The organism is Streptomyces angustmyceticus (genome assembly GCF_019933235.1).
In the GTDB taxonomy this organism is placed as follows: domain Bacteria; phylum Actinomycetota; class Actinomycetes; order Streptomycetales; family Streptomycetaceae; genus Streptomyces; species Streptomyces angustmyceticus.
On record NZ_CP082945.1, the window covers coordinates 5,713,253 to 5,738,847 of the forward strand.

At 74.8% G+C, this 25,595-nt stretch carries 23 protein-coding genes and 1 riboswitch; of the genes, 11 read left to right on the plus strand and 12 right to left on the minus strand.

All coding sequences use genetic code 11. The features are described from left to right. Positions 1-100 precede the first annotated feature (100 nt). From K7396_RS25535 to K7396_RS25545, 3 genes are all read left to right on the plus strand, one after another. Positions 101-1,270: a steroid 3-ketoacyl-CoA thiolase gene (locus K7396_RS25535; protein WP_086721984.1), complete on the plus strand. Its 1,170-nt coding sequence runs from the start codon at positions 101-103 to the stop codon at positions 1,268-1,270. 173 nt (positions 1,271-1,443) lie between these two features. Continuing rightward, complete coding sequence (locus K7396_RS25540) at positions 1,444-2,202, plus strand: hypothetical protein (protein ID WP_223660201.1); 759 nt, start codon at positions 1,444-1,446, stop codon at positions 2,200-2,202. Further along, complete coding sequence (locus tag K7396_RS25545) at positions 2,193-2,837, plus strand: hypothetical protein (protein ID WP_208629197.1); 645 nt, start codon at positions 2,193-2,195, stop codon at positions 2,835-2,837. The genes K7396_RS25540 and K7396_RS25545 overlap by 10 nt, the downstream gene beginning before the upstream one ends. An 86-nt stretch (positions 2,838-2,923) precedes the next feature. Here the strand turns inward: K7396_RS25545 and K7396_RS25550 are convergent, their stop codons facing one another. The 6 genes from K7396_RS25550 to K7396_RS25575 all read right to left on the minus strand — a co-directional run bounded on the left by K7396_RS25550 (position 2,924) and on the right by K7396_RS25575 (position 10,195). Beyond that, a complete protein-coding gene (locus K7396_RS25550; RefSeq protein WP_174886993.1) occupies positions 2,924-3,805 on the minus strand; it encodes an ECF transporter S component in 882 nt (293 codons plus the stop codon). Beyond that, the gene (locus tag K7396_RS25555; RefSeq protein ID WP_152104984.1) at positions 3,802-5,493 is read right to left on the minus strand and encodes an ABC transporter ATP-binding protein; all 1,692 of its coding nucleotides are present in this window, start codon (positions 5,491-5,493) and stop codon (positions 3,802-3,804) included. Before K7396_RS25555 ends, K7396_RS25550 begins: the two co-directional genes overlap by 4 nt. Continuing rightward, positions 5,490-6,692: a CbiQ family ECF transporter T component gene (locus K7396_RS25560; protein ID WP_152104983.1), complete on the minus strand. Its 1,203-nt coding sequence runs from the start codon at positions 6,690-6,692 to the stop codon at positions 5,490-5,492. Before K7396_RS25560 ends, K7396_RS25555 begins: the two co-directional genes overlap by 4 nt. After that, complete coding sequence (locus K7396_RS25565) at positions 6,689-7,360, minus strand: SCO2322 family protein (protein ID WP_086720123.1); 672 nt, start codon at positions 7,358-7,360, stop codon at positions 6,689-6,691. The genes K7396_RS25560 and K7396_RS25565 overlap by 4 nt, the downstream gene beginning before the upstream one ends. Further along, complete coding sequence (locus K7396_RS25570; RefSeq protein ID WP_086720125.1) at positions 7,360-8,646, minus strand: prenyltransferase/squalene oxidase repeat-containing protein; 1,287 nt, start codon at positions 8,644-8,646, stop codon at positions 7,360-7,362. The genes K7396_RS25565 and K7396_RS25570 overlap by 1 nt, the downstream gene beginning before the upstream one ends. Positions 8,647-8,863: 217 nt before the next feature. After that, positions 8,864-8,990, minus strand: a riboswitch (cobalamin riboswitch). Positions 8,991-9,145: 155 nt separating this feature from the next. Then, positions 9,146-10,195 (minus strand): MBL fold metallo-hydrolase, encoded by a 1,050-nt coding sequence (locus tag K7396_RS25575; protein ID WP_086720127.1) that lies wholly within the window; start codon positions 10,193-10,195, stop codon positions 9,146-9,148. A gap of 300 nt (positions 10,196-10,495) precedes the next feature. On the opposite strand from K7396_RS25575, the gene K7396_RS25580 reads away from it, so the two are divergent. Both K7396_RS25580 and K7396_RS25585 read left to right on the plus strand, forming a co-directional pair. Further along, positions 10,496-11,947, plus strand: a complete 1,452-nt coding sequence (locus K7396_RS25580) for an aldehyde dehydrogenase (RefSeq protein WP_152104994.1) — start codon at positions 10,496-10,498, stop codon at positions 11,945-11,947. Then, positions 11,947-12,180, plus strand: coding sequence for a ferredoxin (locus tag K7396_RS25585; RefSeq protein ID WP_152104982.1), 234 nt, complete (start codon positions 11,947-11,949; stop codon positions 12,178-12,180). Before K7396_RS25580 ends, K7396_RS25585 begins: the two co-directional genes overlap by 1 nt. Positions 12,181-12,316: 136 nt before the next feature. Here the strand turns inward: K7396_RS25585 and K7396_RS25590 are convergent, their stop codons facing one another. Further along, positions 12,317-13,006 carry a TetR family transcriptional regulator gene (locus tag K7396_RS25590; protein ID WP_152104981.1) on the minus strand — a complete coding sequence of 230 codons (690 nt, stop codon included), beginning with the start codon at positions 13,004-13,006 and terminating at the stop codon, positions 12,317-12,319. A 239-nt stretch (positions 13,007-13,245) separates the two neighbouring features. Between K7396_RS25590 and K7396_RS25595 the strand changes: the two genes are divergently transcribed. The 4 genes from K7396_RS25595 (at position 13,246) to K7396_RS25610 (ending at position 17,602) form a co-directional block, all read left to right on the plus strand. Beyond that, complete coding sequence (locus tag K7396_RS25595) at positions 13,246-14,658, plus strand: glycosyltransferase family 4 protein (RefSeq protein ID WP_086721322.1); 1,413 nt, start codon at positions 13,246-13,248, stop codon at positions 14,656-14,658. Between the two features lie 71 nt (positions 14,659-14,729). Further along, positions 14,730-15,668, plus strand: coding sequence for a class I SAM-dependent methyltransferase (locus tag K7396_RS25600; RefSeq protein ID WP_086721321.1), 939 nt, complete (start codon positions 14,730-14,732; stop codon positions 15,666-15,668). Next, positions 15,665-16,735, plus strand: a complete 1,071-nt coding sequence (locus K7396_RS25605) for a prenyltransferase/squalene oxidase repeat-containing protein (protein WP_086721320.1) — start codon at positions 15,665-15,667, stop codon at positions 16,733-16,735. The genes K7396_RS25600 and K7396_RS25605 overlap by 4 nt, the downstream gene beginning before the upstream one ends. 63 nt (positions 16,736-16,798) lie before the next feature. Further along, on the plus strand, positions 16,799-17,602 hold the full coding sequence (locus K7396_RS25610) for a maleylpyruvate isomerase family mycothiol-dependent enzyme (protein ID WP_086721319.1): 804 nt from the start codon (positions 16,799-16,801) through the stop codon (positions 17,600-17,602). A gap of 15 nt (positions 17,603-17,617) precedes the next feature. Here K7396_RS25610 and K7396_RS25615 read toward each other — a convergent pair whose 3' ends face one another. The 5 genes from K7396_RS25615 to K7396_RS25635 all read right to left on the minus strand — a co-directional run bounded on the left by K7396_RS25615 (position 17,618) and on the right by K7396_RS25635 (position 22,694). Then, positions 17,618-18,628 carry an LLM class F420-dependent oxidoreductase gene (locus K7396_RS25615; RefSeq protein WP_086721318.1) on the minus strand — a complete coding sequence of 337 codons (1,011 nt, stop codon included), beginning with the start codon at positions 18,626-18,628 and terminating at the stop codon, positions 17,618-17,620. 152 nt (positions 18,629-18,780) lie between these two features. Next, a complete protein-coding gene (locus K7396_RS25620) occupies positions 18,781-19,605 on the minus strand; it encodes a DUF5336 domain-containing protein (RefSeq protein WP_086721317.1) in 825 nt (274 codons plus the stop codon). A gap of 198 nt (positions 19,606-19,803) precedes the next feature. Further along, positions 19,804-20,712, minus strand: coding sequence for an N-acetylmuramoyl-L-alanine amidase (locus K7396_RS25625; protein WP_086721316.1), 909 nt, complete (start codon positions 20,710-20,712; stop codon positions 19,804-19,806). A gap of 19 nt (positions 20,713-20,731) precedes the next feature. Then, on the minus strand, positions 20,732-21,397 hold the full coding sequence (locus K7396_RS25630) for a class I SAM-dependent methyltransferase (RefSeq protein WP_086721315.1): 666 nt from the start codon (positions 21,395-21,397) through the stop codon (positions 20,732-20,734). Between the two features lie 517 nt (positions 21,398-21,914). Beyond that, complete coding sequence (locus K7396_RS25635; protein ID WP_086720434.1) at positions 21,915-22,694, minus strand: TetR/AcrR family transcriptional regulator; 780 nt, start codon at positions 22,692-22,694, stop codon at positions 21,915-21,917. A gap of 84 nt (positions 22,695-22,778) precedes the next feature. Between K7396_RS25635 and K7396_RS25640 the strand changes: the two genes are divergently transcribed. Next, positions 22,779-23,168, plus strand: a complete 390-nt coding sequence (locus tag K7396_RS25640) for a VOC family protein (RefSeq protein ID WP_086720433.1) — start codon at positions 22,779-22,781, stop codon at positions 23,166-23,168. A gap of 225 nt (positions 23,169-23,393) precedes the next feature. Beyond that, on the plus strand, positions 23,394-25,577 hold the full coding sequence (locus K7396_RS25645; RefSeq protein ID WP_086720432.1) for an acyl-CoA dehydrogenase: 2,184 nt from the start codon (positions 23,394-23,396) through the stop codon (positions 25,575-25,577). The last annotated feature ends 18 nt before the right edge of the window (positions 25,578-25,595 follow it).

Sequence of the window (25,595 nt, forward strand, 5' to 3'; positions counted from 1 at the left end):
GGGGCGGCTCATAAGACTGTTTCCATAACTAGAACGCGTACTAGTTCTTCTTCCGTGGGTGCCGGGACGCCCGCGGACGCGAGGAGAGGACGAGTCAGTCATGGCCGCGGAACCCGTCATCGTCGAAGCAGTACGCACCCCGATAGGCAGGCGCCAGGGCGCGCTCGCCAACCTGCACCCCGCCTACCTCCTTGGTGAGACCTACCGCGAACTCCTCGCCCGTACGCGCATCCAGCCCGACTGCGTCGAACAGATCGTCGGCGGCACCGTCACCCACGCCGGTGAACAGTCCATGAACCCGGCCCGCAACGCCTGGCTGACGATGGGCCTCCCGTACGAGACCGCCGCGACCACCGTGGACTGCCAGTGCGGCTCGTCCCAGCAGGCCAACCACATGGTGGCCAACATGATCGCGGCCGGCGTCATCGACATCGGCATCGGCTGCGGCGTCGAGGCGATGTCCCGGGTGCCGCTCGGCAGCGGCTCCAAGCACGGGCCCGGCAAGCCCTGGCCCGACGAGTGGAACGTCGACCTGCCCAATCAGTTCGAGGCCGCCGAACGGATCGCCCGCCACCGCGGCCTGACCCGCGAGAACGTCGACTCCCTCGGCCTGCTCTCCCAGGAGCGGGCGGCCGCCGCCTGGGCCGAGGAACGCTTCAAACGGGAGACGTTCGCCGTCCAGGTCCCCACCACCGAGGACGAACAGGCCGCGGGCCAGGGCATGTGGCGGCTGGTCGACCGCGACGAGGGGCTGCGCGACACCAGCATGGCGGCCCTCGGCGGCCTCAAGGCCGTGATGCCGACCGCCGTCCACACGGCGGGCAACTCCTCGCAGATCTCCGACGGCGCCGCCGCGGTGATGTGGGCCTCCAAGCGCATGGCCCGCGCCCTCAAGCTCCGGCCGCGGGCCCGCATCGTGGCCCAGGCGCTGGTCGGCTCCGATCCGCACTTCCACCTGGACGGCCCCATCGACGCCACCCGGGCCGTGCTGGGCAAGGCGGGCATGTCCCTCAAGGACATCGACCTCGTCGAGATCAACGAAGCCTTCGCCTCCGTCGTGCTCTCCTGGGCGCAGGTCTTCGAGCAGGACCTGGAGAAGGTGAACGTGAACGGCGGGGCGATCGCCCTGGGCCACCCGGTCGGCGCCACCGGCGCCCGGCTCCTGGCCACCGCACTCCACGAACTCGAACGCCGGGACAAGGAGTTCGCGCTGATCACCATGTGCGCGGGCGGGGCGCTGGCGACGGGGACCATCATCCAGCGGCTGTAGCGGCTGTAGCGGCTGTAGCGGCTGTAGCGGGGGGCGGCGGCGTCCGGGGCCGCCGCCGGGCCGGGCGGGCACGGGGCCGCGGGGGGCCTCCGTCCCGACCTGGGGAAAACCCCCACCGGGCCGGGCGGGAAACCGCATTCCGCGAGGCCCGCGCGCTCCGTAGCGTCGGCGGCATGACGAAGAGCACCTCACCGCACCAGCATCCACCGTCTCCCGTGTCCGGTACGCCGTTATCCGAGTCCGGCACGCCGGACGAGACCGGGAGAGCCCGCGCACGACGACGCGCGCCGCGGGCACTGGCCGCGGGGGCCGCTCTCGTGCTGGCCGCGCTCACGGCGGCCCCGGCCGCGCTCGCGGCACCGCCGCACAGGACCACGGGCGCCGCGCACCGCGCGCAGGACGCCGCCACCGGTGCCCGGACGGCCCCCGGCCCCGCACGGAGCACCGGCCACCGGCGCGGCACGCTGCTGTCCGTCACCCCCCTCGGCCGGCAGAACCGCGCCGAGGTCGCCGCCGAGGCGCGGAAACAGGGCCTGGCGGCCGGCACCGCCCGGCACGGCGTCGCCGCGTACCGCCTGATCTACCGCACCCGCACCCCCGACGGCCGCCCCACCACCGCCTCCGGCCTGCTCGCGCTCCCCGTCGGCACGGGCCACCGCCCGCTGCCGCCCGTCGTCCACAGCCACGGCACCCTCGCCCGCCGCGGCGACGCACCGTCGGTGGCGAAAGGCCCCGACCGCGCGGTGTCGGTGCTGTACGCCTCGGCCGGCCGCGCCGCCCTCGCCCCCGACTACCTCGGTCTCGGGGCCGGCCCCGGGCGCCACCCCTACATGGACGCCCGGTCCGGCGCCTCGGCCTCCCTCGACCTGCTCCGGGCCGCACGCTCCGCCGCCCCGGGCTCGGCGCCACCCTCGGCCGCACCGTGTCCCTGACCGGCTTCTCGCAGGGCGGGCAGGTCACCATGGAACTGGGCCGTGCGCTCGCCCGCGGCGCCGATCCCCGGTTCCGGGCCGGACTGCTCGCGCCGGTCGGCGGGCCCTACGACCTCGAAGGGAGCGAACTGCCCGGCATGTTCGACGGTCGTGTCGACCCCAGGGCCGCCGTCTACTACCTCTCCTACTTCCTCACCGCCCAGAACCGCCTGCACCCCCTCTACCGCGATCCGGGCGAGGTGTTCCGCGCCCCGTACGCCCACCGCGTCGAGGACCTCTTCGACGGCGGCCACTCGGAGAAGGAGATCATCGAAAAGCTCCCCGGCCGCATCGAGGACCTGCTGACGCGGACCTGGTACGAGAAGCTCCGGCACCCCTCCGGCGCCCTGCTCGACGTCCTCCGCGCCAACGACCGCACCTGCGACGGGAAGCCGGGCCGGGGCGCGCGGACCACCCTCTACACCGCCGCCGGCGACCGCGACGTACCGATGGCCAACGCCCGGGGCTGCGCGACGGAACTGGCCCGCCGCGGCGCCCGGGTCACGGTCGTCGACCAGGGCGCCGACGCCTCCCACGGCGTCTCGTTCCTGCGCTCGGAGCCGTCCATCGCCCGCGCCCTGCCCGTCGCCCGCTGACACCGCCCGGGACGGTGCCGGGCCCCGCCGGCGGTGCTCCCCCGGGGAGCCGCACCGCACCGGTCACGTGCGGCGGCCCCCGGGGGTCACGGGCCGGCGGACCCCCGGGGCGGATCGGCGCGGAAGGCGACGGGGGCGTCGAAGGCCGCCCGGCGGGTGGCGCGGCGCAGGGCCTTGAGGACGGTGCCGCCCAGGGTGCAGGTCAGCAGGACGGTGACCACGGCCCGGGGGACGTCCCAGCCGAGGGAGGTGGCGAGGCAGTAGGCCAGGTAGCGGGCGAGGTTCTGCGCGAGCGGGTCCCCGGGGACGAAGGAGACCGCCGAGGCCATGCCGCCGATGTAGGGCCAGCCCTGAAGGTTCATGACCAGGCCGTAGAGGACGGCCGCGACGGCTCCGTAGGCGGCGAGCAGGGCCAGTTCACGGCGGCCGCGCAGCCGGTCGGGCCCCGGCAGCAGGCCGGCGCCCATCGCCACCCAGCCCATCGACAGCATCTGGAACGGCAGCCACGGGCCGACCCCGCCGGTCAGCAGCGCCGACGCGAACATCGCCACGGACCCCAGCACGAACCCGAATCCGGGCCCGAGCACCCGCCCCGACAGCACCATCAGGAAGAACATCGGCTCGATGCCGGCCGTCCCCGCTCCCAGCGGGCGCATCGCGGCCCCGGCCGCGGCCAGCACGCCGAGCATGGCGATGGCCTTCGCGTCCAGGCCGGTGTCGGCGATGGTCGCCACGACCACGGCGAGCAGCATCGGCAGCAGCGCGGTGAACAGCCAGGGCGCGTCCCGGGAATGGGCGAGCCCGGAGGCGGAGTCGGCGAGGAGCGGCCACCCGAAGGCCATCACGCCGACGGCCGAGACGAGCACCAGCGCGGCGACGGAGCGGGGGCCGAGCCGCACGGCACGGGTCCGGCGGCCGGGTCCGGCGGCCGGCCGCCCGCCCTCCGGGGGGTGGGGGGCCGCGCTCATCCGGCGGCCTCCAGGACGTGCGCCACCTGCGGGACGGTCAGCCAGGGCAGCGGGGCGAGCACCTTGGTGACCTGCGGCGCGAACGAGGGGGAGGAGACGACGACCTGGCCGGTGGGACCGTCGGCGACGATCTCGCCGTCGGCGAGGATGACCACCCGGTGGGCCAGTTCGGCGGCGAGCTCCACGTCATGGGTGGCCAGGACGAGGGCGTGGCCCTCGGCGGCCAGCGCGCGCAGCACCTCGACCAGACGGGCCTTCGCGGCGTAGTCCAGGCCGCGGGTGGGCTCGTCGAGGAGGAGCAGCGGGGGCCGGGCGGTCAGCACGACCGCCAGGGCCAGGGCGAGGCGCTGGCCCTCGGAGAGGTCACGGGGGTGGACGGAGTCGGGGACGTCGGGCAGCAGCCGGCCGACCAGGGCCCGGCAACTGCCGGCGGCGGCCCCCGCGTCCTGGTCCGCCGCGGTGCACTCGGCCGCGACGGTGTCCGCGTAGAGCAGGTCGCGCGGTTCCTGGGGGACCAGGCCGACGTGCCGCAGGAGGGCCCGGGGGCCGGTGCGGTGCGGGACGGCGCCGCCGACCCGCACCGTTCCGGAGGACGGGGTGTGCATCCCGACGAGGGTGCCCAGGAGGGTGGACTTCCCCGCGCCGTTGCGGCCCATCAGGGCCACCATCTCGCCGCCCCGCACGGTCAGATCCACCTGGTGCAGCGCCTCGGTCCGCCCCCGGCGCACACCGAGCCCGCGCACGACCGCGGCGGCGTCGTCCGGGGAGCCCGCGGGTGCGGGCACCGGCAGCGCCGGTACGGTCCCGGCACCGGCACCGGCACCGGAGCCGGCGCCGGTGTCCGTGCCCGTCCCGGGCGACGGCGGGGTGACGCCCGCCAGCCGCTCGCGCAGGGGCGCGGCCTTGCGTCGCGCGTCGCGCACCGACAGCGGGAGCGGTGACCAGCGGGCGAGGCGGCCGAGGGCCACCACCGGGGGGTGGACCGGGGAGACGGCCATGACCTCGGCGGGGGCGCCGACGACCGGCGGTGCGCCGGGGGAGGGGAGCAGGATGACCTGGTCGGCGTACTGGACCACCCGCTCCAGGCGGTGTTCGGCCAGCAGCACCGTGGTGCCGAGGTCGTGGACGAGGCGCTGGAGGACGGAGAGGACCTCCTCGGCGGCAGCGGGATCGAGGGCCGACGTCGGCTCGTCGAGGACCAGGACCTTGGGGTGGGCGGTGAGGACCGAGCCGATCGCCACCCGCTGCATCTGGCCGCCCGAGAGGGTGGACAGGGCGCGGTCGCGCAGCTCGGCCAGGCCCAGCAGGTCCAGGGTCTCCTCGACCCGGCGCCGCATCACGTCGGGGGCGAGGCCGAGCGACTCCATGCCGTAGGCGAGTTCGTCCTCGACGGTGTCGGTGACGAAGTGCGCCCGCGGGTCCTGGCCCACGGTGCCCACGACATCGGCGAGTTCGCGCGGCCGGTGGGTGCGGGTGTCGCGGCCGTCGACGGTGACCCGGCCGTGCAGGGTCCCGCCGGTGAAGTGCGGGACCAGGCCGCAGACCGCGTTCAGGACGGTGGACTTGCCGACGCCGGACGGGCCGACCAGCAGGCACAGTTCGCCCTCGGGGACGGTCAGGTCGATGCCGTGGACGGTGGGCGCCGCGGCGTCGCCGTAGGTCACCGAGACCTGCTCGAACCGGATCACTGGGTGGGCTCCTTCGTGCGCGGATCGACAGCGGGGGCACGGCCACCGGACGCGGCCCGGTCCGTGCGGTCCGCCCCCTCCGGCCGCGGCGGCCGGTCCCCGCGCTCCGCCCGGTCCGTGCGCGGCGGGAGCGGGGCGGCGAGGGCGGGCAGCAGCCCCACGAGGACGGAGGCGGCCGGCCAGAGGGGGAGGACGGGGGCGGTGAGCGGCACCGCGGGCGGGTGCAGGGCGGCGGACGCGTAGCCGTTCGCCCAGATCATCAGGGCGGCGACGGCGATACCGGAACCCGCCACCAGCCAGGCGCGCACCCCCCACCGGTCGGGCCGGTAGCGGCTGCGCACCGACCGGCGGCCGCCCAGCCACAGCCCGGCGAGCGCCGCCGCCAGCCCGGCGAGCAGCAGCGGCAGCCCGTAGCCGCCGCCGGCCTCGCCCAGCAGCCCGTACGTCCCGGCGCAGACGCCGAGCAGCCCGCCGAGCGTGAGGACGGAGGTCAGGCGCCGTACGCCGGGCGGCACTTCGGCGCTGCGGCCGTAGCCGCGCGCGTCCATCGCCGCGGCCAGCGCCACCGAGCGCTCCAGCGCGCCCTCCAGGACCGGCAGCCCGACCTGCAGGAGCGCCCGGAACCCGCGGTCGGGGCGGCCGCGCAGCCGGCGCGCGGCACGCAGCCGCTGGACGTCGGCGACCAGATTCGGCGCGAAGGTCATCGCGACGACCACCGCGACGCCCGCCTCGTAGAGCGCGCCGGGCAGCGACTTCAGCAGCCGCGCCGGGTTCGCCAGCGCGTTGGCGGCACCCACGCAGATGAGGAGGGTGGCCAGCTTCAGGCCGTCGTACAGCGCGAAGACCATGCCCTCGGCGGTGACCCGGCCGCCGAGCCGGACACCCTTCGCCCAGTCGGGCAGCGGCACTTCGGGCAGCGTGACCAGGGTGTGCGTGCCGGGGATCGGCGAGCCGAGGACGAACGCGAAGAGCAGCCGGACGCCGATCACGAACAGCCCGACCTTGACGAACGCCCCGTACGAACGCGCCCACGGCGCATCGGTGCGGCGGGCCGCGACCACATAGCCGGCCACCCCCACCAGCAGCCCCAGCAGCAGCGGGTTCGTGGTGCGCGAGGCCGCGGTGGCCAGGCCGAGCGCCCACAGCCACCAGGCGCCGGCGTGCAGCGCGGTGGTACGGGTCGCCCGCGGGGCGCTCATCCGCGCCGGCGGCGCGCCTGCCACACCGCCGCCGCGCCCAGCACGACCACCGCCGCGCCGCCGCCGATCAGCCCGGCGGACGGGCCGCCGTCGCCCCCGCCGTCCGCCGCGCGCCCGTCCGCCGCCGTGCCCGACGACGGCGCGGGTTCCTTCGCGCCCTTCTGCCCCTTCACCTGGTCCGCGCACCCCGACGCCGGATAGCCGGCGATGGCGCACAGCAGGGCGCTGGAGTCGTAGCGCAGCGGCCGGGCGACCGCCGCCAGCGCCTCGCCCGCCGAGGCGTCCTCGGGCACCTGGGCACACTCCGTCCGGGGCTTCGGCGGCCGTTCGCCGCCGGGCGCGTCCGCCGCGGTGCCGAAGTCGACGACGACGCCGATCCGCTTGCGGCCGTCCTTCGCCGGGGTGCCGTGGCAGATCGCGTCGAAGCCGGCGGCCGCCCGCGGCTTGCCGGCCGCGGCGGAGTCGGCGCTGACGGTGAAGCGGAACCCCGCCACCTCGCCGTCGGCCGGGCGCAGCGTGGCCGGCCCCTCGGTGGCGTACGCCCAGGAGCCGCCCTTGCCGTGCCAGAAGGACCAGTAGCGGTACTCCTGCGCCTGGGCGGGTGCGGCGGCCAGGCCGGTGACCGCCCCGGCCAGCAGCGCCGCGCCGGCGATCCCGGTGCGACGCATCAGAGCCCGCTCTTCTTGCGGCTGCTCAGCAGGAAGCCGATGCCGGCGCCGATGGCGAGGCCGATGCCGATGATCCAGGGCAGACCGATGCCGCCGCCCTCGGAGTCGCCGCCGTCCTCGGCGTCCTTCTTCGCCGCGGCGGCCGGGGCGGGGCCGGTGGCGTTGAGCGCGGCCACCAGGTCGGTGCCGCCGAACGACCGCGGGTCGGTGCCGGTGGCGTGCGCGGCCAGCACCAGCTGGGCGTACGCGGCCGGGCCGCTCTGCTTCGCCCAGCCCGCCGCGTTCTTCTCCAGCCACGCCAGCGGCTTCGCCGCGGCGGCGCCGTGCCCGCCGGCCGCCAGCGCCACCACGGCGTCGGCGGTGTTGCCGACGTCGGGCTGCTTCTTCGCCCCCGGCATCGCGGAGAGCAGGTGCTGCCCGTTCTTGTCGAGCTGGGCGACGAGGTAGCCGTCGCCGCCCTCCGCGGCCCGCACCGGGTCGCCGCCCGCCTTCTTGTCCTCGTCGCCCTCGCAGCTCAGCGGCTTGACGGGGGCGGTGGCGTTCTTGCCGGCCGGTGCCACGACGAAACCCTTGCCGAGCGCGGCGGTCGCGGCGGCCGCGGTGGCGTCCGCGTTCGGGGCCGCGCCCTTGAGCTGGAAGGTGAAGGCGCCGCGCCCCTCCGCCTTCTCCTCACAGCCCAGCCGGAAGGTGAGCAGCGCGTCGTACGGCGACTTGCCGCCCTTCTTCGACGTCACCGACCGGGGCTTCTCACCGGCCGCCGTGAGCGCGCCGATGACCACGGAGGTGGAGTTGGCGTCGCTGGCCGAGCCGGGCGCCGAGCTCCAGCCGCCGTCGTCGTTCTGCACCGACTTCAGCCACGTCACGGCCTTGTGCACGGCGTCGCCGTGCCCGCCCAGCGCGGCCAGCGCCTGCACCGCGGCGGCCGTCGGGTTGGTGTCCCGCCGGGTCTTGGCGTCGCAGGGCGTGCCCGGCTCGGCCCGGTAGGCGGTGAACGCGCCGTCGGCGCACTGCTGGCCGGCCAGCCACGTCACGGCGGACGGGGCCGGGCGGATGCCCACGGTGTCCTGGGCCAGCAGCGCGAGCGACTGCCGCCAGACCCCGTCGAACTGCGGGTCGTTGGTGCCGTACAGCCCGTCGGGCAGCTTCCCGGGGGACGCGGAGTCGGCGTACGCGGCGGGGGCAGCGGCCGCGCCCAGCACCGCCACGGCCGCCAGCGCCGTGGCGGCGCGGCGCGCCAGGAAGGCGACGGAGTGCGTCAAGGGGGCCTGGTGAGCCATGGGGGCCATCGGGTCGGTGCCTCTCGGGTCGGGTCGCGGCGATGCTACGCAGCCGCGCTCGGCCGGCCACCCGCCCGCCGATCCGGGATCGGCCGCGGTGGCACCGGGCTCAGCTCCGTATACCTCGACGGTGCCGCGCACCGGCCGTCCGCGGGGGCGGGCGGCCGTGGTGGCGCGAGCCTTGGTCGTGCCCCTCGGGTGCTCCGGCTCGTACGGCCCCGCTCCGGGCCGGGGCGCGGTGCGGGCGGGCCGTCCTCACGGTTGCGGGTCAGCGCCGGATTTCCACCGGCTTCCCCCGATCGGGTACGGATGAAGTTGTCCCGCATACCTTAACCGGCGCCCGGCGGGCCACTCGCTCGCCCGTACGAACCGTGCGAGCGGTATGAGAGGTGCGAGCGGTACGGGCGAGCGCGAGCGCTCCCAGCGGTACGAGCGGTCCCAGCGGCGCGCACCGTACGAGCAGCGGAGCCGTGCCCCGGACCGCACCACGCCCGGTGCCGCCGCCCCCTCACACCGCCTGGTACCGCACCGGATCGGACCCCGCCACCCGCTCCGCCCGCCCCAGCTTCACCAGCCGGCGCAGGTGGGCCTCGGCCTCCGTGACGGCGATGGTGCGGGAGGCGTAGGGGATCTGCTCCCAGGGGCGGTTCCACTCCATGGCCGTGGAGAGCTGCCAGGGGGTGCGGGGCTCGCGGAGCAGCTCCCGCAGCTGGGAGAGCCGCGCCTCGTGGTGGGCGAGCAGCTCGCGGACGCGGCCGCCGGCGTCGGTGAAGGCGTGCTGGTGGGCGGGCAGCACCTCGGCGGGCGCGAGCCGGCCGACGCGTTCCAGGGAGGCGAGGTAGTCGCCCAGGGGGTCGAGGGCCTCGCCCCCGTCGCCCTCCGGGTCCTCGTACAGGCCGATGTGCGGGGTGATGCCGGGGAGCAGATGGTCGCCGGAGAAGAGCCGGCCGAAGCCGCCGGCCCGCCCCGACGGGTGCTCCTCCTCCAGGTGCAGGCACACATGGCCGGGGGTGTGCCCCGGTGTCCAGACGGCGCGCACCCGGCGCCCCGGCAGGTCGAGCAGCTCGCCGGGCGCGATGTCGCGGTCCGGCAGGGCGGCCCCCCGGCCGGGCGGTCTCCCGCCGCGTCCCCCGGCACGCGCCTCGCGCAGCGGCGCCAGGTGCGCGTCCGGTGCGCCCGCCGCCGCGAGCCGGGCGGTGAGGTGGTCGAGCCACTGGCCCGGTGCGGCCTCGCGGGTGCGGCGGACCACGGCGGTGTCCGCGGCGTGCATCGCGATCCAGGCGCCCGAGACCTCCCGCACCCTGCCCGAGAGGCCGTGGTGATCGGGGTGGTGGTGGGTGATCAGGACGCCGTGGAGATCGTTGACGGCGAAGCCGCAGGCGCCGACGCCGGCGACGAGGGTGTCCCAGGAATCCGGGTCGTCCCAGCCGGTGTCGACGAGCACGGGCCCGCGTCCGGTCTCCAGCAGGTGGACGAGGGTGTGGCCGAGCGGGTTGTCCGGTATGGGGACGGCGATGCTCCACACCCCGCCCTTGTGGTCGGTCACCTGTGGCGTCATCCCGGTCCCCTCTCGGTGTGGCATACACCTGGCAGCCGGCCCTCACTATAACTAGAACCGGTTTCAATGCGGCGTGAAGTGACCCTTCCGTCCACGCCGGTTCGCGCGGCGAGGGCGCCCTTCGTGCGGCGAGGGCGCGGTTCGCGCGGCGGCCCGGCCGGGGTCGGCGTTTCGGCCGCGCGCTGTGGACTCCTCCCACTGGAACTGGTATCAGTTCCCGGTGCAACGACCTTTGTGATGGAGCGTCAGGAACCGTCAGGGATCGCCGGACAGGCGGCCAACCCGCAGGAGGCGGCAGCGATGAGCGACCTCGTCGAGCACACCAGGCTCTACATAGGCGGTGAGTGGGCCGATCCGGCCGGCCGGGACGTGATCGAGGTCGTCTCGCCGCACACCGAACAGGTCATCGGCCGGGTGCCGCACGCCTCGCGGGCCGACGTCGACCGCGCGGTGGCCGCGGCCCGTACGTCGTTCGACTCCGGGGTGTGGGCGAACGCCCCGCTGGCGGACCGGATCGCGGTGGTGACGCGTATCAAGGACGCCTTCGCCGCCCGCAGCGAGGAGATCGCCAGGGTCATCAGCTCCGAGAACGGCACGCCCTTCACCTCCGGCGTGATGGTGCAGTCGCTGGCCGCGATGCTGGCGTGGGACGCGGCGCTGACCGTGGCCCGGGACTTCCCGTTCGAGGAGCGGCGGGACGGCGTGCTGGGGCCGCTGCTGGTGCGGCGGGAGCCGGCCGGCGTGGTCGCGGCCGTCGTGCCGTGGAACGTCCCGCAGTTCACCGCCGCCGCCAAGCTCGCGCCCGCGCTGCTGGCCGGCTGCTCGGTGGTGCTCAAAGTGTCGCCGGAGACCCCGTTGGACGCGTACCTCCTCGCCGAGATCGCGACGGAGGCCGGGCTGCCGCAAGGCGTGCTGTCGATCCTCCCGGCGGACCGCGAGGTGAGCGAGTACCTCGTCGGGCATCCGGGCGTGGACAAGGTGTCGTTCACCGGCTCGGTGGCGGCGGGCAAGCGGGTCATGGAGGTCGCGGCCCGCAACCTCAGCCGGGTCACGCTGGAACTGGGCGGCAAGTCCGCCGCGGTGATCCTGCCGGACGCCGACCTGGACGCGGCGGTGGCCGGCATCGTCCCGTTCGCCTGGATGATCAACGGTCAGGCGTGCGTGGCCCAGACGCGGATCCTCGCGCCGCGCAGCCACTACGACGAGATCGCCGACCGGTTCACCGCGGCGGCGTCCGCGCTCACCGTCGGCGACCCGCTGGATCCGGCCACCGAACTCGGCCCGCTGGTCGCCCGCCGCCAGCAGCAGCGCTCGCTGGACTACATCGAACTCGGCCGCAAGGAGGGCGCCGAGGTCCTCACCGGCGGCGGCCGGCCCGAGGGGCAGCCGACGGGCTGGTACGTCGAGCCGACCCTCTTCGGCCGGGTCGACAACTCCATGCGGATCGCCCGCGAGGAGATCTTCGGCCCGGTCATCTGCCTGCTCCCGTACGACGACGAGGCCGAGGCGGTACGGATCGCCAACGACTCCGACTACGGGCTCTCCGGCTCGGTGTGGACGGCCGACGTCGACCACGGCGTCGACCTCGCCCGGCAGGTGCGCACCGGCACGTACTCGGTGAACACCTTCAGCATCGACATGCTCGGGCCGTTCGGCGGCTACAAGAACTCCGGCATCGGGCGGGAGTTCGGGCGCGAGGGCTTCGGCGCCTACCTGGAGCACAAGATGATCCACCTGCCGGCGGGTGCCTGATGGGCGACCGCTGGCGGGTGGAGGTGGACCGGAGCATCTGCATCGGCTCCGGGATGTGCGCGGGCACGGCACCGGACGGCTTCCGGCTGGACTCGGCCCGGCAGTCGCATCCGGTGGCGCCGGAGACGGACGCCGACGAGTCGGTGCTGGCGGCCGCCGAGGGGTGCCCCGTGGAGGCGATCACCGTGACCGTGGCCGGCAGCGACGAGGCGGTGTTCCCGCCGGAGGAGTGAGGGGGCGGGGGCGGGGTGGAGGGAGGCCCGTAGGGGGGCGGGACGGTGGTCCCGTAGGGGGTCGGTGGGCCCCTTGCGGGCCAACTACCCCGGCCGACGGCGGAACGAACGCCTCAGGCTCCCGCCCGCCCCGCCGCTACCGCTTCCCGCCGCGCCCGTTCCCTTCCCGGGCCGTGAGGTCGATCAGGCGGCAGACCGTCTCGATGTCTATCTTCACCTGGGCGATCGAGGCCCGGCCCGACAGCCAGGTGATCAGGGCGGAGTGCCAGGTGTGCTCGATGACCCGGACCGCGGAGAGCTGTTCGGGGGTGGGCGAGACGGAGGGGCGCGCCGGCTCCCGCGCAGGGTGGTGGTGGGCGACGGGCGGGGCCATCGCGTCGAGGATGATCGCGGTGGTCAGCCGGGAGACGGTGTCGACCTCGGGGCTGACGGAACGGTCGGCGAAGGTCAGCGCGCGCACCATCGCGTCCGCGAGGTGCGGCTCGCGCTGCAGCGCGCGGAAGGCCCGCATCAGGGTCTGGGCGACCCGGGCGCCCGGGTCCTGCTCCGACGGCGGGCGCTTGCGCAGGGTTTCGTGCATGTGCTGGAGCTGGTCCTGCATGGTGGCGACCAGCAGGTGCACCTTGGAGGGGAAGTACCGGTAGAGGGTGCCGAGCGCGACGCCCGAGGACTCGGCGACCTCGCGCATCTGCACGGCGTCGAAGCCACCACGGGACGCCAGCTTGGCGCTGGTGTGCAGAATGCGGCGGCGCCGTGCCTCCTGACGCTCGGTCAGGGGAGGACTCGCGGGAAGCGTCGGCCTGGCCGCCTTGGATTCCGTAGTCATATTTCCCATTCCGTGGCACTCCGTCCGCGATGCGGCGAGTGCCGGTGGTGTGATCGGCACAGCATGGCAGGGGGGCGGGTGGTGGCGCGAATCACCTGGTGCGGCTCTTTTCGCATCGTTCTCGGCCGGTAGATTCGAAGCTCGGTGAACTGATGAGTAGCCCAGCAGTTCTGAAACTTGTTCTAGATTACCGCCAGCGGTTACGCTCCGGCGAAAGTCCAGTGAGAAGGGGGCCGAGCGTGACCGCAGAGGCCGTCCAGGCAGCCGCGCCCCGCCCCGCCGAGGCCACCTCGGCCTCCGCCCCGCCGAACGGCGAAGGTCCCCTGCGGATAGCCATGCTCACGTACAAGGGGAACCCGTTCTGCGGCGGACAGGGCGTCTACGTCCGCCACCTCTCGCGCGAACTGGCCCGCCTCGGCCACACCGTCGAGGTCATCGGCGCCCAGCCCTACCCCGTCCTCGACGACGGGGTGACCCTGACCGAGCTGCCCAGCCTGGACCTCTACCGCCAGCCGGACCCGTTCCGCACGCCGAAGCCCGGCGAGTACCGCGACTGGATCGACGCTCTTGAGGTCGGCACGATGTGGACCGGCGGCTTCCCCGAGCCGCTGACCTTCTCCCTGCGGGCCCGGCGTCACCTCGCCGCCCGCCGCGGCCAGTTCGACGTCGTCCACGACAACCAGACCCTCGGCTACGGCCTGCTCGGCGGCCCCGGCGCGCTCGGCGCCCCGCTGGTCACCACCATCCACCACCCCATCACCGTCGACCGGCGCCTCGATCTGGAGGCCGCCGACGGCTGGAAGCGCCGCGCCTCGGTGCGCCGCTGGTACGGCTTCACCCGCATGCAGAAGCGCGTCGCCCGGCGGCTGCCGTCGGTGCTGACCGTCTCCGGCTCCTCCCGCCAGGAGATCGTCGACGACCTCGGGGTGTCCGCGGGACGGATCCACGTCGTCCATATCGGCGCCGACACCGACCTGTTCTCGCCGGACGCCTCGGTGGCCGAGGTGCCGGGCCGGATCGTCACCACCTCCAGCGCCGACGTGCCCCTCAAGGGACTGATCCACCTGGTCGAGGCGCTCGCCAAGGTGCGCACCGAGAACCCCGACGCGCATCTGGTGGTCGTCGGCAAGCGCGCCGACGACGGCCCGGTGGCCGCCGCCATCGAACGGCTCGGCCTGTCCGGCGCCATCGAGTTCGTCAAGGGCATCACCGACGGCGAACTCGTCGACCTGGTGCGCAGCGCCCAGATCGCCTGCGTCCCCTCCCTCTACGAGGGCTTCTCGCTGCCCGCGGCCGAGGCGATGGCCACCGGCACCCCGCTGCTGGCCACCACCGGCGGCGCCATCCCCGAGGTCGCCGGGCCGGACGGCGAGACCTGCCTCGCGGTGCCGCCGGGCGACGCCGGCGCGCTGGCGGCCGGACTGCTGCGGCTCCTGGGCGACGAGACGCTGCGCCGGCGGCTCGGCGCGGCCGGCCGGGAACGGGTGCTGGCCCGCTTCACCTGGCGCCAGGCCGCCATCGGCACCGCCGAGCGCTACCGCGAGGCCATCGCCCTCCAGGGCGGCCGGGCCGCCGCCCGGACCTCCCCGCGGGCCGCGTCCGCGGGGACCGCCGGCGCCGCGCCCGCGCCGACCACCGCCGGGCACGTCTGATACCGCCGCCCGGCCCGCAGTTCCCTCCGCAGCCACCACCGCCACCCACCGCCGGACGAAAGCAGAACGCCGTGCTGACCGTCGACTTTTCCCGCTTCCCGCTCGCTCCGGGCGACCGCGTGCTCGACCTGGGGTGCGGCGCCGGCCGGCACGCCTTCGAGTGCTACCGGCGCGGCGCGCAGGTCGTCGCCCTGGACCAGAACGGCGACGAGATCCGCGAAGTCGCCAAGTGGTTCGCCGCGATGGAGGAGGCGGGCGAGGCCCCGGCGGGTGCCTCCGCCACCGCCATGGAGGGCGACGCGCTGAACCTGCCGTTCCCCGACGACAGCTTCGACGTCGTGATCATCTCCGAGGTCATGGAGCACATCCCGGACGACAAGGGAGTGCTCGCCGAGATGGTCCGGGTGCTGCGTCCCGGCGGCCGGATCGCCGTCACGGTCCCGCGCTACGGCCCCGAGAAGGTCTGCTGGGCGCTCAGCGACGCCTACCACGAGGTCGAGGGCGGCCACATCCGCATCTACCGCGGCGACGAACTCCTCGGCAAGATGCGGGAGGCCGGGCTGGAGCCGTACGGCACCCACCACGCCCACGGGCTGCACAGTCCCTACTGGTGGCTCAAATGCGCCTTCGGGGTGGACAACGACAAGGCGCTGCCGGTGCAGGCGTACCACAAGCTCCTGGTCTGGGACATCATGAAGAAGCCGCTGGCCACCCGGCTCGCCGAGCGGGCCCTCAACCCCGTCATCGGCAAGAGCTTCGTCGTCTACGCCACCAAGCCGCACCTTCCGGAGCCGGGCGCCGCAGAGCCGGCCGCCACCGCGGAGAGCGAGCCCGCCGAGCCCGCCGCCGCGGCCGCGAAGCCGGCGCCCGCTTCCTCCGCCCCGGCCAAGCCCGCCCGGAGCGCCACGTCCGGTGCCAAGTCCGGTGCCAGGACCGGTGCCAAGAAGGCCGCGGGCGCCACGCCGGCCGCCAAGTCCGCCGCCAAGAACTCCGCCGGGGCCGCCAAGTGACAAGTCCCGGGCGTACCGAACGGCTCGTTCTGCCGGGGGTCCTCACGGCCGAACAGGCGGCCCGCACGGTCGCCGGCATCCTCGCGGTGCAGCGCTCCGACGGCGCGATCCCCTGGTTCCGGGGCCACCACCTCGACCCGTGGGACCACACCGAGGCCGCCATGGCCCTGGACGCGGCCGGCGAACACGAGCGTGCCGAGGCCGCGTACGACTGGCTGGTGCGCCACCAGAACCCGGACGGTTCCTGGTACGCGGCCTACGCCGACGGCGATGCCGAGGCCCCCACCGACCGCGGCCGGGAGACCAACTTCTGCGCCTACCTCGCGGTCGGCGTCTGGCACCACTACCTGTCCACCGGCGACGAGACCTTCCTCGACCGCATGTGGCCCGCGGTGCACGCCGCGGTCACCTTCGTGCTGGAACTCCAGCAGCCCGGCGGGGAGATCGGCTGGAAGCGCGAGGACGACGGCACGCCCGTCACCGAGGCGCTGCTGACCGGCTCGTCCTCCGTCTACCAGGCGCTGCGCTGCGCGCTCGCCCTCGCCGAGCAGCGCGAGGAGCCGCAGCCCGACTGGGAACTGGCGGTCGGCAGCCTCGGCCATGCGATACGCAGCCACCCCGAGCGGTTCCTCGACAAGTCCCGCTACTCCATGGACTGGTACTACCCGGTCCTGGGCGGCGCGGTCCGCGGCGCACAGGCCCGTGAGCGCATCGACGCGGAGTGGGAGAACTTCGTCGTGCCCGGCCTGGGCGTGCGCTGTGTGCTGCCCAACCCCTGGGTCACCGGCGGGGAGAGCGCGGAACTGGCGCTGGCGCTGTGGGCGATGGGGGAGTCCGAGCGGGCCGTGCAGATCCTCAAGTGGATCCAGCACCTCCGCGCCGAGGACGGTATGTACTGGACCGGCTACGTCTTCGACGACGACGCGATCTGGCCACGTGAACTCACCTCCTGGACGGCCGGTTCGCTGCTGCTGGCGGTGGCCGCCCTGGGCGGCGACGAGGCCACCACCTCGGTCTTCGGGGGCGAGCGGCTGCCGACCGGACTCGACCCGGACTGCTGCCGGTAGGGGGCGGCGAGAACGCGCCAGAAGGGGAGGAAGAGCCGTGGCGGGCGCACTACTGTGCGACGCATGACACTCCAAGGCTCCCTCACCCACGAGGAATACTGCGCCGCGCTCCTCGCCGAGACCGACAGGTTCCGGGAGATCGTGCGGAAGGCCGATCTCTCGGCGACCGTGCCGACCTGCCCCGACTGGACGCTGGCCGACCTCGCCCGGCACGTGGGCGGCGCGCACCGCTGGACCGGCGCGATCGTCACCACCCGCGCGTCGGAGAGCGTCGACCCCGCGGACGTCCCCGGGGGCGCCGGACCCGAGGGCGAGGACGCGGCGGCGCTCGACGCCTGGCTGGCGGAGGGCGTCGAGCAGACCGTGGCCGCGCTGCGCGAGGCCGGCCCCGACGCGGAGGTCTGGAGCTGGACGACGGCCCGGAACACGGGGTTCTGGGTCCGCCGGATGGTCCATGAGACCGTCGTCCACCGGGCCGATGCCGCCCTCACCGCCGGCGTCCCCTTCGAGGTCCCCGCGCCGGTCGCCGCGGACTGTCTGGAGGAGTGGCTGCAGATCGGCGAACTGCCGATGGTGGTGGCCCGCTTCGCCGAGCGCGGCGGAAACCTGCTCGGCGAGGGCCGGACGATCCACGTCCACGCCACCGACGCCCCGCCCGGCCTGAACGCCGAGTGGCTGCTCGACCTCACGGGCGAGGCGCCCACCCACCGCCGCACCCACGAAAAGGCCGCGGTCGCGCTGCGCGGCCCCCTCACCGACGTCCTCCAGGTCCTCTACCGCCGGCTGCCCGCCGACAGTGACCGCGTCGAGGTGCTGGGCGAGCGCGCCCTGCTCGACCGGTGGCTGGAGTGGGCGACCTTCGGGTGAACGGACCCGCCCCGGTCAGGAGTTGAGCTCGGCCAGGACCCGCAGCGTGTGCGGGTCCTGGGCGGTGACCAGCAGGTCGGTGACCGGCCCGGTGCGCCACAGCTCCAGGCGTTCGGCGATGCGGGCGCGCGGGCCGACCAGGGAGATCTCGTCGGCGAAGGCGTCCGGCACGGCGCGGACGGCCTCCTCCCTGCGGCCTTCGAGGAACAGCCGCTGCACCCGCCGGGCCGCCTCCTCGAAGCCCATCCGTGCCATCAGGTCGGCGTGGAAGTTCCTGGCGGCGTGCCCCATCCCGCCGATGTAGAAGCCGAGCATCGCCTTGACCGGCGCCAGCCCTTCGGCGAGGTCGTCGCAGACCACGGCGCGCGCCATCGGCGCGACGAGGAACCCGTCCGGGGCGTCCGCCAGCGACGCCCGGTAGACGTCGGTGCGCTGCGGTGACCAGTACAGCGGCAGCCAGCCGTCCGCGATCCGGCTGGTCTGGGCGATGTTCTTGGGGCCCTCGGCACCCAGGAGGAGCGGGAGGTCCGCCCGCAGCGGGTGGGTGATGGGCTTGAGGGGTTTGCCGAGGCCGGTGCCGTCCGCGCCGCGGTAGGGGTGCGGGTGGAAGAGCCCGTCCGAGGCCACCGGCCCCTCCCGGCGCAGGACTTGGCGGATCACGTCCACGTACTCGCGGGTGGCCGTGAGCGGGCTCTTGGGGAACGGCCGCCCGTACCACCCCTCGACGACCTGCGGCCCGGACAGCCCCAGGCCCAGCAGCAGCCGCCCGCCGCTGAGGTGGTCGAGGGTCAGGGCGTGCATCGCGGTGGCGGTGGGGGTGCGGGCCGCCATCTGCGCGATACCGGTGCCCAGTTTGATGCGGGAGGTGTGGGCGGCGATCCAGGTGAGCGCGGTGAAGGCGTCCGAGCCCCAGGACTCCGCGGTCCACACCGAGTCGTAGCCCAGCCGCTCGGCCTCGCGGGCGAGTTCGAGGTGCCGGGGGTCCGGGCCGCGTCCCCAGTAGCCCAGGTGCAGACCGAGTCGCATGCTGATCGCCTCCCGAACGCGGTGACCGCTCACGTGCTGACGGTACGTCAGGTCTGGTGCGTGCGGTGACTGTACGGGCGGGGCGCGGACATGGCAACGGCCCCCCGCCCGTGAGGGCGAGGGGCCGGGAGCGGACCGCCGGGCGTCCGGTGTCAGCCGCGCTGGATACCGGTGGTGTCCTGCAGGACGCCGCGTCGGCCGTCCTGGGTCTGGGCGATCAGGGCCTGGCCGCGCTGCTCCACCGCGAGGTACCAGGTGCCGGGCGCCAGTTCGGCGATCGGCGCCGGCGAACCGTCCTCGCCGTACAGCGGGCGCGCGACGGGCACCGCGAACCAGAACGGCGCGAACTCCGCGGGGGCGCCGGCCGCCGGGGCGGCGCCCATGGGGCCGGCTGCCGCCTGGCCGCCGGCCGTGGCGTCGGCCCCGGCCTGCTGCTGGCCGTAGGGCTGGCCGGCCTGCGGCTGCTGCTGGCCGCCCGGGTAGCCGTAGCCGTGGTTCGCCTGCTGCTGGGCGCCGGGGTAGCCGTAACCCGGGTTGGGGCCCGCGCCGTACGGGGCGGCCTGCGGCTTCGGGGCGCTGATCAGGGCGGCCTGGAGCGGCGGCAGGAGCGGCGTGGCGACGGCGCCGCCGGCCAGGACCAGGGCGGCGATCAGACCGAGGATCAGACCCGCGCCGACGCTGGGGAAGGAGAAGAGGGTCCACAGTTCCGTCCACGCCGCGAAGACGGTGAGGGCGACACCGAACTGGGCGAGGTCGAGACCGGCCACCTTGCGCGGCGCCGACTGCGGCAGCGCACGGCCGACGACGATGATCGCCGCGCCGATCACTCCGGCCAGGTACACGCTCATGAGGAGGTTCAGCGAGTCCCAGGCGTTGGCGGCGGAGAAACTGGCGAGATCGAGGAACGAGGCGATGAACAGCAACACCGCTGCTCCGATCACCACGCCGTCGCCTCGAGTGAGGGAGCGGATGTTCACGTAAGGGTCCTTTGTCGGTTTCGTGGGTCCGGTCGTCGCTGTCGCGGTGGCGCAGTGCGGGGCACGGCGGTGGCCACCCATCGTAAAGGGGAACCTATCGCCGGATCCTGTGGGCCGTCCTCTTCGCCGGCCGCGCTATCGGCGTGCGGTATCGGAGCCGGTATCGGGCGGGTTTCGCGGATGCGGCCGGCGCTCCGGTCAGTGCTCCAAGAAGTCCGTAATGCCCTCGGTGATCCCGCGGGCCGCTTTTTGCCGCCACCGGGCGTCGGTCAATTGCGCGGCGTCCTTCGGATCGCGCATATTGCCGCACTCGAGGAAGACCTTCGGCACCGTGGAGAGGTTGAGGCCGCCGAGATCGGAACGCACGTCGAGTCCGGTGCCGTCGCCGATGTAATTGGAACGCGCGCTTCCGGTAATCGCGTGGAACCGGTCGGCGAGCCGTTCGCCCAGCCGCCGCGAGGGCTTCACGATCGCCGCGGTGTCGGCCGGGCCGGCCGTGACGCGCGCGGGCAGGATCACGTGGAAGCCGCGGTTGCCGGCGGCCGAGCCGTCGGCGTGGAGGGAGAGCGCGGCGTCGGCGTGCGCCCTGTTCCCGATGGCGGCGCGCTTGTCCACGCACGGCCCGTACGAGCGGTCGCCGTCCTGGGTGAACACGACCTTCGCGCCCGCCTTCTGCAGGAGGGTGCGGGCGCGGCGGGCGACGTCGAGGGTGAAGGAGGCCTCGGCGTAGCCGTCGTCGGTGGAGGTGCCGGTGGTGTCGCACTCCTTGCGGCTGTTGCCGATGTCGACCTGCCGGGCGATCTCCCGGCCGTGGTCGCGGTTGTGCGGGTTGTGGCCCGGGTCGATCACCACGACCTTGCCCCGGAGGCTGCCCTGGCCCTTGCCGGGGCCGCTGCCCCGCGAGCCGTGGCCGCCGTCCTCGCCGGCCGGGCGGTGTCCGGTGCCGTGCCCGGATATGCCGCCGGCCCGCGGCGGTTCGCCGCCGGCGCCCGGTGACCGCCAGACCAGCCAGCCCCCCAGGCCGACGACCGCCACGGCGGCCACCACGACGAGGAGGGTGCCGCGCAGGCGGCGGCGGGGCGCGGGGGGTGTACTGCCGTTCGACACGTCGGCGATGGTAGCCCGCTCAGATGCCGGTCCCGGTCCGCCGCAGGACGCGCAGCGACCCGTGGGCCGAGGTCTCGGTGAAGGCGCCGGACTCCAGGGCCCTGCGGTAGACGCGGTACGGGGCCTGGCCCGTCCACTCGTCGACCGGGTCGGGGAACACGTCGTGGATCACCAGCAGCCCGCCGGGCGCGACATGCGGGGCCCAGCCCTCGTAGTCGGCGGTGGCGTGCTCGTCGGTGTGCCCGCCGTCGATGAAGACCAGGCCGACCGGCGCCTGCCAGACCTTCGCGGCCTGCGGCGACCGGCCCACCAGGGCGATCACCTGGTCCTCCAGGCCCGCGGCGTACAGGGTGCGGCGGAAGGTGGGCAGGGTGTCCATCCGGCCGACCTCGGGGTCGACGACGGCCGGGTCGTGGTAGTCCCAGCCGGGCTGCTGCTCCTCGCTGCCCCGGTGGTGGTCGACGGTGACGGCCATGACCCCGGCGGCGCGGGCGGCGTCCGCGAGCAGGATCGTGGACCGGCCGCAGTAGGTGCCGACCTCCAGCAGCGGCAGTCCCAGCGCCCCCGCGCCCGCCGCCGCCGCGTACAGCGCGAGGCCCTCGTCCACGGGCATGAAGCCCTTCGCCGCCTCGAACGCGGCGAGGATCTCCGGCTGCGGAGCGGTCGGAGCCGTGGGAGCGGACATGGGCTTCCTCCTGGTGGTGCGGTCAGGGGGTCATCGTGCCGTACGGGGCGCGGCGCGCGAGGTGCGGGTCTCCCCTCGCGGACTTCCGGATATCGGAACGGGGTTCCTCATTCCGCACGCCGGACATCCCGGATTCCGCGCGCCGCGCATCCCGGCCGTTCTCCGCGCCGTTCCTCCCGGCCGTTCCCGCTGTCCGTTCGTGTCGGATACCGCCGGGTTTCCGTCCGCTTCCCGCCGCATTCCCGCCCGTTCCCGGCCTTTGCCCGCCGCTGGTTTCTCCCGGCGCCGGAAAGCGGCGAATTCGCGTACGGGACGGTGGGCGGGAAGAGAAAGGCGAGGCGCGGCGCCGCGAACTGCCGGGTACTGCCGCGTCCCGGAATTCACCGAACCGTTTGCGGCGCGTATCCGTGGCGTTCCCCGGGGAATGGCGGACGGCCGCCTGAGGGGGCGGCGGGGAGGGGGAGCCCGCCCCGGCCGGGTGGCAGTGGACGCGTCGGCAGGGCGCGGGCGGAGGGGGCTACCGCGGTTCGGTCCCGGTGCGGCTGTCGACGAGGGCGGCGAGCCCGTCGAGGACGCGGCCGAGGCCGAACTCCCAGGCGTGCTCGGGGCTGTACGCGGCTCCGTGGGCGGTGCCCGCCGCCGTGCCGACGCGGGCGGCGGTGGGGTAGGCGCGTGGATCGAGGACCTTTTCGAGCAGGGGGGCGTTGGCGGCCCACCACTGCTCCTCGTCCATCGCGCTGTCCTGCCGGGCGGCGTGGGCCTCCGCCGCGGAGCGGGCGTGGGCCTGGACGAAGGTGAGCAGGTAGGTCAAGGCGGCGTCCATCTCGACGTCGTCGAGGCCGAGTCCGTCCAGTGCCGTCAGTTCGTGCTCGTACTTGGCCATCATCCCCGGACCCAGGGGCGGGCGGCTGGTGGAGACGGCCGCGGCCCACGGGTGCGCCTCGAACAGCGCCTTGTTCTCGTCGGCCACGGCGGTCAGCCGGGCCCGCCACGGCCGACCGGAGGTGTCGGCCCGCGGCATCCGGGCGTAGGCGGAGTCCAGCATGAGATCCAGCAGTTCGGCCTTGCCCGGCACGTAGGTGTACAGCGTCATCGGGGCCACCTTCAACTGCTGCGCGACGCGGCGCATGGTGACCGCCTCCAGGCCGTCGGCGTCCGCCAGGCCGGTGGCGACGGCGAGGACCGTGTCGATGTCCAGCCGCTGCTGCGGGCCGCGTCGCGGGGCGTCGGCGGGGACGCGCCAGAGCAATTCCAGGGAGCGGGCCGGATCACCGGCGCTGCTTCGGTCGATAGGCACGGGAACATCCTCGCCCATGAAACAACTTCGTACGTAGTACACTGTACTGCGTACGAAGTAGTCGTGCCTGACCAAGGAGCACTTGTGTCGATCACCGCTTCCGCCGTGTCCCTGAACGTCGACGACGTCGCGGCGTCCAGCGCCTTCCTCACCGGCCACTTCGGATTCCGCGAGGAGGCGGCCGCCGACGGCTTCGCCTCGCTGACCCGCGAGGACGCCGGGATGAACGTCGTCTACCTGCGCCGAGGGCTGGCCTCGCTCCCCGACGATCAGCGCGAGGACCACGCCGACGGGGTGATCCTCGCCTTCGTCGTCGACGACCTCGAAGCCGAACTGGCCCGCCTCGCCGCCGAAGGGGTCGTGATCACGATGCCGCTGCGCGAGGAGCCCTGGGGTGAACGCGCCTTCCAGGTCACCGACCCCAACGGCGTCATCGTCCAACTCGTCGACTGGAACGCGTCCACGGGTCGCTGAGCCGGCCGTCGGGTCAGTGCGGGGCGGTGCCGCGACGGGCCGCCCCGCACTGCCCCCGGCGTGCCCACTTCCGCCGGGCGAGAGGGGGTTGTGTCCCTTTGAGGGGCGTGCTCCCTGCCGACACCTCACCGCATCCCGCCTCGAATCCGTCCGCCGGAGGTCCCGCCGCGGTCCGTCCCGGTGCTGACCTTCCGTCAGAATGAAACGTGTTCTAGCCTGCCCCGCATGGGCATCGGAATCACACCGGAACACCGTGACCTGGCCGACGCGGCGAGGGGCTGGGCCGCGCGGGCCGTGCCGCCCGAGGAGGTCCGCAAGCTCCTCGACGGCGCGCACGGGCGGCGGGAGCGGCCCGCCCACTGGGACCAGTTGGCCGCGCAGGGCCTGCTCGGGCTCCACCTCCCCGGGACCGACGGCGGTGGCGGGGGCGACCTGCTCGACCTCGCCGTCGTGCTGGAGGAACTGGGCCGCGCCGCGTTCCCCGGCCCGTACCTGCCCACCACCCTCGCCGCCGAGCTGCTGCACCGCGACGGCGCCCACCGGCCCCTCGTACGGGCCCTCGCCGCCGGGGAACGCCTCGCCGCCGTCGCCCTCGGCCCCGGCACCCTCACCGCCGAGGCGCACGGCGACGGCTACGTCCTGGACGGCACCGCACCCCCGGTCCTGGCCGGCGGTGACGCGGACCTGATCGTGCTGCCCGCGCGCACCCCCACGGACACCGTCTGGCTCGCCGTCGACGCCGGGACGCTCGCCGTACGCGTCCAGGAGAGCGCCGACCCGACCCGGCCGACCGCCGACGTGCGCGCGGACGCGGTGCCGGTGCCCGGCGACCGGGTGCTGCGCCTCGACGACGGCCTGGTCCGCGACACCGCCGGGGTCCTGTTCGCCGCCGAGAGCTGCGGCACGGCAGCCTGGGCACTGCACACCGCCGCGGAACACGCCAAGGTGCGCGAGCAGTTCGGCCGGCCCATCGGCCAGTTCCAGGCGGTCAAACACCTCTGCGCCGACATGCTCGTACGCTGCGAGCAGGCCCGCGCCCTGGTCTGGGACGCGGCCCGCGCGCTGCACGAGCCGCCCGGCGTCCGCGCCCTGGTCGCGGCGCTGGCCACCGCGACCGCCCTCGACGCCTCCTTCGGCTGCGCCAAGGACTGCATCCAGATCCTCGGCGGCACCGGCTTCACCTGGGAACACGACGCCCACCTCCATCTGCGGCGGGCGACCGTCGCCCGCCAGCTGCTCGGCGCCCCGGACACCCACCGGCAGCGCGCCGCCCACCACGCCGCCGAGGGCGCCCGGCGCGCGCTGCGCCTCGAACTCCCCGCCGCGGCACAGCAGTACCGGACCGCGGCCCGCGCGGTCATCGACGGCGTACGCGGCCTCGACCCCGCGGCCGCACGGCGCGCCCTCGCCCCCGCCGGCTACGCGGCGCCGCACCTCCCCGAGCCCTACGGGCTGGGCGCGGGCCCCGTGCAGCAGCTCGCGATCCAGCAGGAGCTGGCCGACGCCCGGGTCACCGTCAGCGACCTGGGCATCGCCACCTGGGTGGTCCCCTCGCTGATCGCCCACGGCACCCGCGAGCAGCAGGAGCGCTATCTGCCGCCCTCGCTGAGCGGCGAACTGCTGTGGTGCCAGCTGTTCTCCGAGCCCGAGGCCGGCTCGGACCTGGCCTCCCTGCGGACCCGCGCGGAGCGGGTGGACGGCGGCTGGCGGGTCAACGGGCAGAAGGTGTGGACCTCGGCGGCGCAGTGGGCGGGCCACGGCATCCTGCTCGCCCGCACCGACCCGGACGCGCCCAAGCACCAGGGACTGACCTTCTTCGTCGTCGACATGAAGACCCCCGGCATCGCCGTCCGCCCGCTGAAGGAGATCACCGGCGACGCCCTCTTCAACGAGGTCTACTTCGACGAGGTGCTGCTGCCGGCCGACGCGGTGGTCGGCGCGGTCGGCGACGGCTGGAAGGTGGCCCGTACCACCCTGGACAACGAACGCGTCCACATGGCCGACCAGATGACCTTCGACACCGGCCTGGCGGCCCTGCTCGACCGCGCCGCCGCGCGGGACGGCTCGGTGCGGGCGAGGGCGGGCGCGCTGGCCGCCGAGGCGCACGCCCTGGGCTGCATCGGGCTGCGCACCACGCTCCAGCAGGTGTCGGGCCTGGAGCCGGGGGCGGGCGCCAGCATCCGCAAGCTGGTGCAGACCCCGCACCAGCAGAAGGTCGCCGAGCTGGCCCTGGAGCTGCTCGGGCCGGACGGCGCGGTGCGCGAGGGGGCCGGCGAACGGGCCCTGCACGGCTTCCTGATGTCGCGCTGCCTGACCATCGCCGGCGGCACCACCCAGGTGCAGCTGAACGTCGTCGCGGAGCGGCTGCTCGGCCTGCCCCGGGACCCGGAGCCCCGCCCCCTGATCTGAACTCCCCGTATCCGGCCG